This is a genomic window from Bosea sp. BIWAKO-01 (genome assembly GCF_001748145.1).
GTDB lineage: Bacteria > Pseudomonadota > Alphaproteobacteria > Rhizobiales > Beijerinckiaceae > Allobosea.
In genome coordinates, this window is sequence record NZ_BCQA01000002.1 from 331,048 (window position 1) to 344,419 (window position 13,372).

A 13,372-nucleotide genomic window follows, 5' to 3' on the forward strand; every position below is an offset into this window, starting at 1 on the left:
TGAATCCATTGTCCGCTTGTCCGACAACGGGACGTTAGCATCACCACCTGCCCCGTCAAGAGAGGAGTGATGCCGCGTCGCCGCTTTTTGGCGTGCGGGAGTCCGAAAGGCGCAGGGCCCGTCAGGCCCGCTCGAAGATCGCCGCGATGCCTTGCCCGCCGCCGATACACATGGTCACGAGGGCGTAACGACCGCCGACGCGCCGGAGTTCATGAACCGCCTTCACGACGTTAATGGCCCCGGTCGCACCGACTGGGTGGCCGAGCGAGATCCCGCTGCCATTCGGATTGACGATGGCCGGATCGAAATCGAGTTCGCGGGAGACGGCGCAGGCCTGTGCCGCAAAGGCCTCGTTCGATTCTATGACGGAGAGGTCACCGACCTTGAGCCCCGCCTTCGCCAGCGCCTTGCGCGTCGCGGGGACAGGGCCGATGCCCATATATTCGGGATCGACGCCGGCATGGCCGTAGGCGACTAGCCGTGCGAGCGGCTTCACGCCCGTTTTGCGGACGGCATCGCCGCTGACGAGCACGACCGCCGCCGCACCATCATTGATGCCGGACGCGTTGCCGGCCGTGACCGAGCCCCCCTCCTTCTTGAAGACAGTGCGCAGCCCGGAGAGATCGGCCTCCTTCACCTCGTGGCGAACATGCTCGTCCTCGGCGAAGATCGCCGACCCCGAGCGCGTCTTGATCTCAATCCCAGTGATCTGGTCCTTGAAGCGGCCTTCGCGGATCGCGCGAGAGGCCCGTCGGTGGCTTTCGACGGCCAGCGCGTCCTGCGTCTCCCGGTCAATGCCGTAGCGCGCGGCGACGTTCTCCGCCGTCACTCCCATCAGCATCTGGCCAAAAGGATCGCGCAGCGCGCCGTCCAGCATGTCGACCATCACCGTGTCGCCCATCTTCACACCCCAGCGCATGGCAGGGGAGAGGAAGGGCGCGCGGTTCATGCTCTCGGAACCGCCGCCGAGCGTGATCTCGGCATCGCCGAGCAGAATTGCCTGAGCCGCCGTGATCACGGCCTGAAGCCCGGAGCCGCACAGACGATTGACCGTCATCGCCGGCGTCTCGACGGGGATACCGCCATTCACCGCCGCAACACGCGCGATATAGGCGTCGCGCGGCTCCGTCTGGATGACCTGGCCCCAGGCGACATGGTCAATTTCGGAGGGCTCCACGCCGCTATCAGCAACGGCGCTCCTGACCAAAGCGCTCCCGAGTTCCCCGGGCGCAACATCCTTCAGTGACCCACCGAAGGTGCCAATCGCGCTTCGGCGCGCTGCAACAATAAAGACATCCGTCATCGAGAAGTCCCAATCCCGCTCAGAAAGGTCATTAGGTATACGTTAATGTCGGCTTGTCCGACAATCAACATGGCATTCAATTTGCGGGTTTTTCAAAGGCGCGCCGATTGATCGGCGCGCGCTGGGCTCGCGCCCATGGTGGCAAAGATAATCCTCGCGGCTGCCGTCCAGATGCGTGGGACACCTCGATCCGTCCCGAGGCTGCCGTGAACGTCCGCTTCCGGGCGGTGGCTCGGGGTCCGGTCATGGCGCATTTTCCCCGGACAACCGACGGGCGTTTGTGGCCCATTCCGGACGCTGAGTACGTCCGCTTTTAGGCAGTCCACTTCGGCGGATTAACGCGCGGGCATGGACACCTGCCCTGCCGGCGGGGCACTCTGTCGCCCTGGGGACGGGGCTTTCGACATGATGATGGAAGAATGGGAGGGCCGGGTCGAAGCCGAGCGTCTGGCGCTGTCGGCGCCCGAGGTCGTCTATGATTTCCTCGCGAAACTCGGGCCGCCGGAGCTCAAATGGTTTCCCCGCGTGCCAGATTTCCTCGTCGAGCGTCTCATCGCCCGCAACGAGCCGCTGATCGATCTCGGGTTGGCTCGGTTCACAACGAATGACCGGGTGCTTGGACCGCTATGGGAGCGGGGCGACGTGGTGCGGCTAGCCCTGGTCGCCAACAGGTCGATGATCTACATCCCGCCCTCGGTCGACCTGAAGCCGCTCTTGGAGGGGGCGTCCCGGGATTTCATCCACGCGATGATGACCAACCCGACAATCGAGCCGGAATTGCTCGCTGGCCTCTTGGCCAACACCGTCAACCTGGAGCCAGAGGCCTGGTGGAACGTGTGCGCCTCCGGGATCATGAATCCCCGGCTTAAGCACACGATCAAGGCCGACACGTTCGACGAGCAGGTCCAGGCTTGGGATCACGAAAAGCCGATCGGCGCCGTTTGGGATCTGTTCCTCACCGCGCCGGCGACGCCGAAATGGGCGTCGGCGCTCTCGAATGTCGGCTCGATACCATTCCTCCTGGTGCTGCCGGATCGCTTCTATCCGGACATGAAAACCGAGGAAGGGCGCGAGGACTGGGGGCAAACCCACGGGCGCCGGAACGCCGCGTATCGCGAGCTATTCATGAAAGCCGTCCAGGAAAAGTGGGTCGGGCCGGAGGGCGTCGGAAACGAGGGTCGGCTCGGCAATTTCGTGTGGGTCCGGCGCGGATTCGCGGAGGCCTATGTCCGCTCGATCTTCGGGCACGACGAGAGGATAAAGTTCGCGACGCATGCCGATCCAGCCTTCCGCATCGGCTACTACCTGGCCGCCGACGTCCGGCCGGAATGGCCGATCGAGGACTATATCGAGCGTGACGGCATGGAATTCGTCGAGGCGGTGGCGATGAACGATTCGCTCTATCTGCGGATGAATTGCGACATTCAGCGCCGGTTGAAAGCCGTGGTGCGGGAGCAGACGAAGAATTTCGACCACGTGATCACGTCCATGAAGCGCTGGCGCGAGCGCATGGTCGCCAAGGACCCCGAGCTCTATGGCGACACGCCTACCGAGGAGATGTTGGAGCACTGCCGGCGCGCGGACGAATTGGCCGCCCGCCGCGAGCGGATGGCGGCCCCGATGGAGGCCGCCAAGCCGGTCAAAAAGGGTTGGTTCCGCTAAGGCCTAGCGGCACTCCTTCCGGCCCTTGTAGTTGGTGTTGAAATAGACGGCCATAGCCATAGATGACCCGCTGCGCGGGGGCCGCTCCCGTCGGCCAATCGCCATGAATTGCGTTTCTAAGACCATAATGGGCTCATAGGTGGGGATCGCCTGGCCGCGCCTAACTGCCGCCTCGGCGAGTTGCTTGAAGCCGTTAAAGTCGCCGCCATCGAACATGGTGGCAGCTCGAGCCATCATGGCATTGGCATCGCCAGGCGCCAGTTCAAGCGCCCGTTTCGTGGCCTCGCGTGCCCGCGTGACGGCTGCCACGCCGTCGGCACGTGGGTTGGGCCCACCCGGTATTGCTGAGCGTAGACAGTCAGGAAGCGGTTTGGGAATCCGTTCTGCCGACAGGGCCAAACTGCGCCCTTACCAGGTTTCCATCGACGTTCGAACGTCGACCTCGAACGACCACGCCCTACGGTGCTGACGATAGAGGAAAGCATAGCATTCTACGATGCCTTCGATATCGAGCAACCGCTCGCGGTGGGAGCCGGCGTCCGGGAAGCGGCTGTGAATCTTGTCGCCGTCGACGGCGCCATCGACGACGACGTGGCCGACATGGATTCCTGCGGGACCATATTCCTTGGCCATCGCCTGGGCCAATGTACGTAAACCCGCCTTGGCAGAATTGAAAGCGCCATAGCCAGCCCGGCCTCGCAGCGAAGCGCTGGCGCCGGTGAACAGGATTGTACCTCGCTTCCCGGGAACCATGCGGCGGAGCGCTTCCCGCCCGAACAGGAAGCCGCCGAAACACACAACCCGCCAGCTATTCTCGAAATAGCCGGCGTCCATCTCAAGAATATCACCCGCGGTATTGTTGCCCGCATTGTAGATGGCGAGGTCCACCCCGGCGCCGGCATTGTCGAACAATGCGACGATATCGGCTTCGTCTGTCGCGTCCGCCACGAAGGAGGAAGCCTTGCCGCCCGCTCTCTCGATATCGGCGACGACCGCATCCAGCGATGCCTGCGTGCGTCCGGACACGATGATGTCGAGCCCTTCCCTTGCAAAGCGCTTGCAAAGCTGGGCACCCAGTCCTCGATCCGGGCCAACGCCGACAATTACCGCCTTGAGCATTGACATCGTCCCAATGTGCTGACCGGACAACATGATTACATATTTGGACCGCGGCGACCCGCGCGGAAATCGGCCGCCGAAGCGTCCTTGATCACTAGTCCTGTTGTTTCAGATGGTAATCCTGCCAGTTGAACCGCCGCCATCGACGAATAGGGTCTGCCCGGTGATGTAGCCGGCATCTTCCGAGAGCAGGAAGGCTATGGCGGCGGCAAGCTCTTCCGGCTTACCGAGGCGCCGCATCGGAATGATCGAAAGGAAACGCTTTTCCGCTTCACTGCCGATCGGCGTGTTCTGTCGGAACATCTCCGTTTCCACCGGGCCTGGCGCAACCGCGTTGACAGTGATCCCGGTCTCAGCCAGCTCCAGCGCCCAGGTACGCGTGAGACTGTTAATCGCCGCCTTGGCGGCAGCATAGGCACTGCGTTGCGCAATGCCCACGACCACCATGCTGGAAAGGTTGACGATGCGGCCCCAGCCCTTCGCCCGCATGGTCGGCAAGATCGCCTGCACCGTCTGGATCGTCGGGTGCAGATTCCCTCGCAAGATGTCGTCCACGTCCACGAGATCGATCTCGCCCAGCCGATGCATACGGATCATGCCGAGATTGTTGACGACGCCATCGAAGGAGTATCGCTGGGCGAGGTCGGCAAGGGCTTGTTCCGAGGCCTTGTTGTCGTTGAGATCGATCGACACGAGCGTACCCGGAAAGCGCGGATCCTTGCCGCGAGCTATCCCGACAACGTGATGACCGGCCGCGGCGAGCCGCGACGAGAGGGCGCGCCCGATGCCTTTGCTGGCGCCGGTGACGAGAAAGGTGCGCTGAGTCATGATTTCAACTCCTCTTCGATCGATTACGCGGTTGCAAAAGGCCGATCATGCTGTCGCCAGCTCGTCGTAGCTGGGATAGTCGATGTACCCGTGAGGACCCGCGGTATAGAAAGTGTCGGAATTCCACTCGTTCAGCGGCAGATCCTGGCGTAGCCGTTCGACCAGATCGGGATTTGCCAGGAACGGCTTCCCGATACCGATCAGATCCGCTTCGCCGACATCAATCGCGGCCTGCCCGCTTTCTCTGAGATAGCCACCGGTGAGGATCACCGGCCCCCGAAACGCGCTGCGGAACTCTCGCAGGAAGGTCGCGGGAATGGTGATGTCGTCGACCCACCGGGTTTGATCGCTGAAATGGGCAAAGGCGATGCCGCGCTTGGCGAGCTCGGCTGCGAGCGTCAGATAGGTCTCGGCCTCGTCATCAAACGCCGGCATCTCATTATACCGGCCGAAAGGCGACAGCCGGATCCCCAGACGTTCGCCGCCGATCGCGTCGATCACAGCATCGACGGCTTCCAGCGTGAAACGAAGGCGGTTCTCGCGCGAGCCGCCATAGCGATCGTCGCGCGTGTTGATCGCACCGTTGATGAACTGATCGGGCAGATAGCCATTCGCGGCATGGATCTCGACACCGTCCAGCCCGCCTTCACGAGCATTGCGCGCCGCCTGCGCGAACTCACTGACAATTTGCGACACCTCCTCGATCCGCAGGGCACGCGGCTTAGGCTGCACAAGGACCGCCGGCTGGCCCTTCTCATCGAAGGCCATGACGATCGCCTTTTCGGCTCCCTTGTCGGTCGAGCTGACCGTCTGCTGGCCGTTCGGCTGGTGGGTGGGGTGGCTCGCGCGCCCACCGTGGCGAAGTTGCCCGAAGATCAGCCCGTCATGATCATGAACCTCGCGGGTGACCGAGCGCCATGCTTCGATCTGGGTCGACGTATAGAGGCCCGGCTCGAACGCCCAGGTGCGCGCCCATGGGCTGATCGCGATGCTGCCGGTGATGATCAGCCCGGCACTGGCGCGCTGCGAGAAATAGCGGGCGGTGTCGGCATCCGGGGCCCATTCGCTATTGCGTGCCCGCGACCGTTCCATCGGAGCCATGACAATGCGATTCTTGAGGCAGAACGGGCCGAGGTCATAGGGGTCGAACAGGAATGACATAGATCTGCTCCAGTGGAGAATTGATGCTCCACTGGACATAATGTAGCGTGAAGATCCCTATTAGACGCCACTTACGCGACTCTCTGTTGCGGACGGAGCTACAAAGCTCGATGGACACGCGCTTCGATGGTATCGCCGAATTTGTCGCGGTAACGCGATTGGGCAGCTTCACGGCGGTCGCCGCGGAACTTGGCGTGACCAAGTCCGCCGTCGGACGCGCGGTGTCGCGTCTAGAGGATCGATTGGGCAGTAAGCTGCTGCACCGAACCACACGTCGCCTGACTTTGACGCCCGCCGGAGAGGCCTGGCTGGAGCATTGCCTCGCGGCGCTCGACGAGCTCGATCGCGGCGAGAGTGCCCTCCTGCTCGCGCGCGACGCGCCCGGCGGTGAGGTGCGGATCGATCTGCCGACGGCGTTCGGCCGGCTGCACATCATGCCGGTGCTGCTCAAGATAGCCGAACGCTATCCGGCGCTGAATCTCAAGGTGAGCTTCACCGATCGACGGGTCGATCTGATCGGTGAAAACATCGATCTTTCGGTACGCATCGGCAATCTTGAGGATTCGACCGATTTGCTCGCGCGCCAGATCGGCGTCCAGCACATGGTGATCGTCGGAGCGGCCGGCTATCTTGCACGGCGCGGGGTTCCCCGGTCTTGGGCCGATCTTACGGCACATGATTGCATCGTCGGACGACGGCAGGGCAATCGCATCGCCTGGCTGATGAAGCAACCGGACGGCTCGACTTCCAGGCAGGCCGTTCCCGTCAAGCATGAGTTGCAGGATTTCGAGACGGTGCTGATGGCCGTGAAGGCCGGACACGGCCTGACTCAGCTTCCGTCATGGATGGTGCAAGACGATGTTCGACTTGGCGCTCTGAAGATTGTCCTGGATGGGCTGTCCGGCGGCGATCTGCCGATCAACGTCCTTTGGCCCCGCACAAAGACGCTGCCGGCCAAGGTAAGGGTGACTATAGATGGCCTGGTTCAATGGGCGCTCGGCTTGTCGAGCGCCGTCGCTTAGCAATGCTTTATGAGAAGGCCAGACTCAGCCGACTGACCAACCGCCGACGTCTATCAACCGCCAGGTGCGTCACCCAGCCTACACCAACCTTATCGCCGCCACCCGTGACGCGGGGGGCAATCTCGATCGGCCTTCCCCTCGAACCGCTCACGCTAAACGAACGCCTGTTCGACATGGGGATTTGGTTGATTGAACACGAACTCCCGCATCGAGCTCCCATTCGATGCAAGGGCGGCCTTCAGCGAGCATTTCGGCACACGCTTGAACTAGCAACTTGCCGATTCCGGTGCCGCCGACGAGGACGATATTGCGCTGATGGGCGAGGATGTTCCCGCCGGCCAGATCTTGGACGAGCGCCCTCGTTGAGCGGAGTGCTGGGTCTCGTCAGCGTCGCAGATGTCTTGTGGGGTCGGCTCCCGCGTCGCAAGTGGCGATTTGAGGCTGACGGTTTGGTCGGGTACAGTCTCGTGCCCGGCCTGTCGATGCGGTCGTTCAAAGACCGCTGGCCCAGATAGAATCCGCGAACCGGGTCCCACTCTGCTTCGCAGGGCTTTCGGGATATCACCCATTTTCTGATCAGCGCTCTCGCCAACGAAGTTAGCGGGACTAAGACAGAGCGCGTGATTGGAAATTTGAGATGCACCCCGAACTGGTGCAGGCCCTAAAAGCCGTTGGCATTGTCGAGTAGCCCTTGGCGATAGCGATTTCACCCCGCACCGCCGGCATTGGGGGCCTCGGGCCCCCCGCTTCTTCGCCCGCGACGAGTGGTGTGGCGGGCCGATTTGCAGTTCACGCCCGCGCACCCCGAAATGCTCCACCGTCGCGATCAATTGACCGGTCGTTTCTGAGCGTGGCGACGACCGCCGATACACTGATTGCGAACTCGTATTGATTTGGCGATTAACGCGAGTCCGCTTTCCGGCAGGCGCCCAATGTCCGGAAGTGGCGCATTTTATCCGAACGAGCGATGGGCGTGTGCGGTGCTTTGCTGAGCTTGGGAAGGTCCGCACTCAGGCAGTCTGACTCTGGTCGCCAAAGAGGACTCTGAACCAGCCTGACCTCTGGAAAGGCCGTATTTGGGTGAGCTTAGCCTCGAACGCTGAGCACATTCTCTTTTCAATTGGGCAGGTTGACGTTCGGCAGCATCATAATCCCATGCGATCCATGATCCTGCCGTGGAGGACGACACTGCGGACGGCCAGGGGCCAGAGCCCGTGGAAACGGATCGGTTTCGGTGAAACCACGGGCAGATCGAGCTGCGCCTGGTTCCCCTTGAGCAGCCGCGCGGCCAGCTGTTCGGCGATCGCGGTTCCCAAAGCAACGCCGCGTCCGTTGCAGCCGAGATAGATCAGGGCGTTCTCTGCCGGCTCGTGAAGGTGCGGCCAGTGATCCTGCGTCATGGCGAGGCGGCTGTTCCAGCCATGGGTCCAGCGCTGGCCTGCGAGCTCGGGCCACAGGCGCCCGGCATAGTCGGTGAGATAGCTGATGTCCTGCGGCGCAGCGATCGATCGCATCGGACCGCGCCCGCCCATCAGGAGCCGGTCATGGGCATCGACCCGATAGTAGACGGTGATGCGTCCGCTCTCGTAGACCGATGCCCGCGACGGCAGGATCCGCCGCACGTGCTCGGCCTGGAGTGGCGCGCTTGCGGCGATGGCGCTGAACACCGGGACGATCGTCCGCCTCAATCCGCTCCAGAGATCATCGGTGAAGCCGTTCGTCGCGATCAGGATCTTCTCGGCCTGGACGATTCCGGTGTCGGTCTGCAAGCTCCAGCCGGACGGCGTTTTCTGGAGGCTGCGCACCGCGGTGCGACCGTGGATTTTCGCTCCCGCGGCCAGAGCCGTGCTGGCCAGCCCCCGGACATAGGCCAACGGGTTCACGTCGCCGCCGCGATCATCGCGCATGGCGGCAAGATACCTGTCGGTGCCGGTCGCCGCGGCGACCTGATCCCGATCGAGGAGGGTCACCGGCATGCCGCGGGCGATGCATTGGCGCGCCGTAGTCTCGACACCCGCGACCGCGCGTTGGCTGTTGGCCACCCGGAGAGTTCCATTCCGGCGCGCTTCGCAGACGATGCCGAGGCGCTTGATCAAGGCAAGCGTGCGGCCGGGCGTGTCATAGGCGAACGCGACCATCCGCTTGCCGAGCTCCTGGCCATAGGTGGCCTCGATCACGTCGGGATCGAATTTCAGGCCGGGATTGAGCTGCCCGCCATTGTTGCCGGAGGCGCCCCAGCCAGGCTCCTGGGCTTCGAGCACCGTCACATCGACGCCCGCTTCCGCCAGGTGCAGGGCCGTCGTCAGCCCCACGATTCCGCCTCCGACGATCGCGACCGAGGTCCGGACCGAACCCGCCAGGGCCGGCGTCTGCGGAGCGAGAGGAGCATCCAGCTGATAGACGTTCGGAGGCAGCGGCAGAGGCTTTTGTGTCGTGTGGGTCATCGCTTCACACTTTCGGAAACGCGGCTGCTCGCTCTCGGCGCGATCATGACGGCGTATTGACGAAGCTGGTGTCGAGCTCGCGCAGGTTCGCGCAGCCGAGGAAGCCGAGCGCGGCCAGCATCTCGTTGCGCAGCAGGGTGAGCGCGTGCGTTGCGCCAGCCTCGCCGGCAGCGGCCGTGCCGTAGAGCGCGGCGCGCCCGATCATGACCGAATCTGCGCCCAGCGCGAGCAGCTTCAGGATATCGGAGCCCCTGCGAACACCGCTATCGGCGATGATCCCGATGCGGCCGCCGACAGCCTCGGCGATGGCCGGCAAGGCACGGATCGGCGCGATGGCGCCATCGAGGTTGCGTGCGCCGTGGCTGGTCACGACAATGGCGTCGACGCCGGCCTCGACGGCCTTCCTGGCATCCTCAGCGCGCAGCACGCCCTTCAGGACCAGCTTGCCGTTCCAGCGCTGGCGCAACTCGCGCAAATCGTCCCACGTCATGGCGTCCGTCAATCGGACCTGCTCCCAGGTCGCCTTGCGCGTGATCCTGGAGCGGAAGCCCGGCGGGTAATGCTGATAGGTCGGAATGCCGCCGGCGCGGATGTAGCGCAGCAGCACCTGCCAGACCCAGCGTGGATGCGAGAGCATGTCGAGGCCTCCGCTGAGGGAGGCGCGGATCGGGATCTCGAAGCCGTTGCGCGTATTGTATTCGCGGTTGGGCGTGGCGACCGTGTCTGCCGTCAGGACAAGCGTTTCGATGCCGTTCTTCCTGGCCCGCTCGATCAGCTCGAAGGACAGGGCCCTCTCGTGCCACATGTAGAGCTGGAACCAGAGCGGACCGTTGCTCGCTGCAGCGATACGCTCCATCGCTGTGATCGAGCCGGTTGCGATGCAGAAGGGGATCCCGGCCCGTGCTGCCGCCCGGGCAAGGGCGATCTCCCCCTCGTGCCAGACCAGACCGGCCGCGGCCGTCGGGGCAATGGCGAGGGGCAGGGGCTGCTTGCGCCCGAGCAGAGTTGTCGACAGGTCCCGCTGCGAGACATCCGCAAGAATGCGGGGATTGAATGTGACTGCATCGAAGGCGTGCCGCAGGCCTGCGAGCCCGATCTCATCCTCGGCACCCCGGTCGATATACTCGAAAATGCCACGCGGCAGGCGACGGCGCGCCAGCTTGCGGACATCCTCGATGTTGAGCGCTTCGGTTTTCATCGAGCCTGCGTCGATCCGTTGGCTGGCTTCAATCGACGTCGGCTTCCAGCAGGATTTTTCCCGGGTTCATGAGGCCGGCCGGATCGAGCAGTTGCTTGATGCCCCTCATCAGGGTGAGTTCGGCATTGCTTTTCGTCCGCGCGAGGCGCTTGCGATAGCTCGTTCCCACACCGTGTTCGGCGGTGATGCTGCCTCCCATCGAGACGGCGATATCATCGACGATGATGTCGATGGCATCGGAGGCATCCTCGTAGGCCTGGGCGTCGGCGAAACGCTCATGCGGGAACAGCACGACGACATGGATGTTTCCGTCGCCGATATGGCCGACCATCATCACATTCGCGTCCGGATAGGCAGCGAGGATCTCCGCTTCGATCCGTGTCGTGAACGCGGGCTGCTGCGCGACCGGGACGGAGCTGTCGTGCGACATGGTCTTGCCGGCGAGCTTGAACTCTCCGGTCACGCCATGGCGCAGCTTCCAGATCGCCTCTTCCTGCGCGAGACTGGCCGCGATCGTCGCGTCGCTGATCAGTCCTGCCTCGAAGGCCTCGGCCAGCAGGCTTTCCATGGACTGGCCGATATCGGAATCCGGGAGCGCATCTCCCGCCTCGATCAGCAGATACCACGGCGCCGGCTGCGCAAACGGCATGACGGTGCCCTGAACGTAGCGCAGGACGAAATCCATGTAGGACGAGCCGATGATCTCGAAGCTCGAGATCTGCTCGCCGAAGACTTTTCGTGCACGCTCGAAGATCGCCAGCGCGTCCTCGACGCTGGCGAGCTGCATGAGTGCGATCGAACGGGTCCGGACAGCCGGAAACAGCTTCAGCACGGCAGCCGTTACGATGCCGAGCGTTCCTTCCGCGCCGATGAAGAGCTGCTTGAGGTCGTAGCCGGCATTGTCCTTGCGCAGCCGCCGCAGGCTGTCGAGCACGGTGCCGTCGGGCAGGACGACCTCGAGGCCGAGGACGAGCTGGCGCGTATTGCCGTAGCGCAGAACCGAGATGCCGCCGGCATTGGTCGCGATGTTGCCGCCGATCTGGCAGCTGCCTTCCGCGCCGAGACTCAAGGGAAAGAGCAGCCCCTCGCGCGCGACCACCGCCTGGATCTCGGCCAGGATACAGCCGGCCTCCACCGTGATCGTCTCCTCCGCGACCGAAAGACTGAGGACGCGGTTCATGCGGTCGAGACGCAGCACGATGCCGGGCTTGCCGGACAGCGGCGTCGCGCCCCCGCACAGGCCCGTATTGCCGCCTTGCGGCACGATCGCGACGCCCGCCTGCGCACAGGCTTTGACGACACGCGAGACCTCGTCCGTATTCGCAGGCTTGACCGCGGCGATTGCGCTGCCGTGATAGCGCGCGCGATGGTCGGTGACGTAGGCAACAACGTCAGCGTCCTCAGTGAAGACATAGCGCTCCCCGACGATGGACCTGAGTTCTGCGAGGAGAGCTTCGTGCGTCATGACGTTCTTGGGGGTACGAGAAGCAGTGCCGCTCCGGCACGTTCCGGAGCGGAATTGTCGGATGGACCCGGGCTCAGGTCAGCATCCACTCGGCATAGCGCTTCTGGGCGGCGGTATAGTTCGCGCTCCACCACTCGGCGTTGACGATGACGTTCTTGCCGTTCGTCAGGTCGGGGAGATACGCCTTTGCAGGCGAGGCCTTGACCTGCTCCACCGCTGCGACCGTGTTCGGCAGGTAATAGCCGCGGACGGCCCATTCGACCTGGCGATCAGGGCGCAGGCAGAAATTGATGAAGCGCATCGCCGCTTCCTTGTTCTGCGAACCCTTCGGCACGGCGAAATAGTCGAGCGAGTTGACGGTCTGCTCGAAGGAGAAATCGAGCGGCGAGCCGGCTTTCTGCGCGGCCTTCACCCGATTGAAGTAGCTGTAGGAGAAATCGCCCTCGTTCTGGACGACCGAGTTGACCTGTTCGGGGGTCGTGCTCGTCCATTTCGTGACATGGGGCTTGATCCGGTCGAGAGCCCGGAAGGCACGGTCGACGTCGAGAGGGTAGAGGTCCTTGGGAGCCACGCCATCGGCCACGAGCGCCACCTCGAGCGTCTCGGACGCGAGTGCGCGCATGACGCGGCGGCCGGGATATTTCTTGACGTCGTAGAAGCCGGCAAAGTCGACCGGGTGCTTGCCGTCGGGATGGCGCTTGGCGTCCCAGAGCAGTCCGCCGCTATAGAGATAGATCGGCATGTAGTTGGGGGCGCCGGCCTGCACGACGTCGCCGGGCTTGATGATCGACATGTCCAACGGTTCCCAGAGGTCGTCCCTGGCGCCGGAGGTGGCAAAGGCGGCTGGCGCGTCGATGACGTCCCACTGCACGGCCTTGCTCTGGACCTGGGCCTTGACCTTGGCCATGTCGCCATTGTCGACCAGCGTGATCGGGATGCCGGTCTCCTTGGTGAAGGGGTCGGCGAAGACCTCCCGCACCGACTTGTTGTAGTCGCCGCCCCAGGAGGTGACGGTCAGGGCCTTGTCGGCGGCCTGGGCGCGCCCTGTGACGACGGCCGGGGCGGCGATCAGGCCGGCGATGCTGGCGGCACCTCCACGCAGCAGGGCGCGACGCGAGGTCAGGAATGTCCGTTCAGTCATGGTCACCGTTCTCCCTTGGTTATTGTGCA

General features: G+C 63.7%; 11 protein-coding genes. 2 read left to right on the plus strand and 9 right to left on the minus strand.

Features of this window, described 5'->3' with window-relative positions:
* Positions 1 to 121 precede the first annotated feature (121 nt).
* Positions 122 to 1,303, minus strand: coding sequence for an acetyl-CoA C-acyltransferase family protein (locus tag BIWAKO_RS33300; RefSeq protein WP_069883238.1), 1,182 nt, complete (start codon positions 1,301 to 1,303; stop codon positions 122 to 124).
* A 675-nt stretch (positions 1,304 to 1,978) separates the two neighbouring features.
* Between BIWAKO_RS33300 and BIWAKO_RS33305 the strand changes: the two genes are divergently transcribed.
* Positions 1,979 to 2,965 (plus strand): hypothetical protein, encoded by a 987-nt coding sequence (locus BIWAKO_RS33305; RefSeq protein WP_141740456.1) that lies wholly within the window; start codon positions 1,979 to 1,981, stop codon positions 2,963 to 2,965.
* A gap of 3 nt (positions 2,966 to 2,968) precedes the next feature.
* Here the strand turns inward: BIWAKO_RS33305 and BIWAKO_RS33310 are convergent, their stop codons facing one another.
* The 4 genes from BIWAKO_RS33310 to BIWAKO_RS33325 form a co-directional block, all read right to left on the minus strand.
* Positions 2,969 to 3,274 (minus strand): hypothetical protein, encoded by a 306-nt coding sequence (locus tag BIWAKO_RS33310; protein WP_141740457.1) that lies wholly within the window; start codon positions 3,272 to 3,274, stop codon positions 2,969 to 2,971.
* Between the two features lie 99 nt (positions 3,275 to 3,373).
* Positions 3,374 to 4,117: an SDR family NAD(P)-dependent oxidoreductase gene (locus tag BIWAKO_RS33315; RefSeq protein WP_244523725.1), complete on the minus strand. Its 744-nt coding sequence runs from the start codon at positions 4,115 to 4,117 to the stop codon at positions 3,374 to 3,376.
* A gap of 75 nt (positions 4,118 to 4,192) precedes the next feature.
* Positions 4,193 to 4,912: an SDR family oxidoreductase gene (locus tag BIWAKO_RS33320; RefSeq protein WP_069883241.1), complete on the minus strand. Its 720-nt coding sequence runs from the start codon at positions 4,910 to 4,912 to the stop codon at positions 4,193 to 4,195.
* 45 nt (positions 4,913 to 4,957) lie between these two features.
* The gene (locus BIWAKO_RS33325) at positions 4,958 to 6,073 is read right to left on the minus strand and encodes an alkene reductase (RefSeq protein WP_069883242.1); all 1,116 of its coding nucleotides are present in this window, start codon (positions 6,071 to 6,073) and stop codon (positions 4,958 to 4,960) included.
* A 110-nt stretch (positions 6,074 to 6,183) separates the two neighbouring features.
* Here BIWAKO_RS33325 and BIWAKO_RS33330 point away from each other — a divergent pair, with 110 nt between their 5' ends.
* The gene (locus BIWAKO_RS33330; protein ID WP_201788730.1) at positions 6,184 to 7,095 is read left to right on the plus strand and encodes a LysR family transcriptional regulator; all 912 of its coding nucleotides are present in this window, start codon (positions 6,184 to 6,186) and stop codon (positions 7,093 to 7,095) included.
* Positions 7,096 to 8,240: 1,145 nt separating this feature from the next.
* On the opposite strand, the gene BIWAKO_RS33335 is transcribed toward BIWAKO_RS33330, so the two are convergent.
* The 4 genes from BIWAKO_RS33335 to BIWAKO_RS33350 form a co-directional block, all read right to left on the minus strand.
* Positions 8,241 to 9,539: an NAD(P)/FAD-dependent oxidoreductase gene (locus tag BIWAKO_RS33335; RefSeq protein ID WP_069883244.1), complete on the minus strand. Its 1,299-nt coding sequence runs from the start codon at positions 9,537 to 9,539 to the stop codon at positions 8,241 to 8,243.
* 43 nt (positions 9,540 to 9,582) lie between these two features.
* Positions 9,583 to 10,737 (minus strand): alpha-hydroxy acid oxidase, encoded by a 1,155-nt coding sequence (locus BIWAKO_RS33340; RefSeq protein ID WP_069883245.1) that lies wholly within the window; start codon positions 10,735 to 10,737, stop codon positions 9,583 to 9,585.
* Positions 10,738 to 10,765: 28 nt separating this feature from the next.
* Entirely contained in the window at positions 10,766 to 12,202 is a 1,437-nt protein-coding gene (locus tag BIWAKO_RS33345) for an FAD-binding oxidoreductase (RefSeq protein WP_069883246.1), read from the minus strand.
* A gap of 73 nt (positions 12,203 to 12,275) precedes the next feature.
* Positions 12,276 to 13,343, minus strand: a complete 1,068-nt coding sequence (locus BIWAKO_RS33350) for a polyamine ABC transporter substrate-binding protein (protein WP_069883247.1) — start codon at positions 13,341 to 13,343, stop codon at positions 12,276 to 12,278.
* Between the last annotated feature and the right edge of the window lie 29 nt (positions 13,344 to 13,372).

Coding starts and splice junctions, on each gene's coding strand:
- BIWAKO_RS33300 (WP_069883238.1), bottom strand. CDS start 1,303: ATGACGGATGTCTTTATTGTTGCAGCGCGCCGAAGCGCGATTGGCACC.
- BIWAKO_RS33305 (WP_141740456.1), top strand. CDS start 1,979: ATGATCTACATCCCGCCCTCGGTCGACCTGAAGCCGCTCTTGGAGGGG.
- BIWAKO_RS33315 (WP_244523725.1), bottom strand. CDS start 4,117: ATGTTGTCCGGTCAGCACATTGGGACGATGTCAATGCTCAAGGCGGTA.
- BIWAKO_RS33320 (WP_069883241.1), bottom strand. CDS start 4,912: ATGACTCAGCGCACCTTTCTCGTCACCGGCGCCAGCAAAGGCATCGGG.
- BIWAKO_RS33325 (WP_069883242.1), bottom strand. CDS start 6,073: ATGTCATTCCTGTTCGACCCCTATGACCTCGGCCCGTTCTGCCTCAAG.
- BIWAKO_RS33330 (WP_201788730.1), top strand. CDS start 6,184: ATGGACACGCGCTTCGATGGTATCGCCGAATTTGTCGCGGTAACGCGA.
- BIWAKO_RS33335 (WP_069883244.1), bottom strand. CDS start 9,539: ATGACCCACACGACACAAAAGCCTCTGCCGCTGCCTCCGAACGTCTAT.
- BIWAKO_RS33340 (WP_069883245.1), bottom strand. CDS start 10,737: ATGAAAACCGAAGCGCTCAACATCGAGGATGTCCGCAAGCTGGCGCGC.
- BIWAKO_RS33345 (WP_069883246.1), bottom strand. CDS start 12,202: ATGACGCACGAAGCTCTCCTCGCAGAACTCAGGTCCATCGTCGGGGAG.
- BIWAKO_RS33350 (WP_069883247.1), bottom strand. CDS start 13,343: ATGACTGAACGGACATTCCTGACCTCGCGTCGCGCCCTGCTGCGTGGA.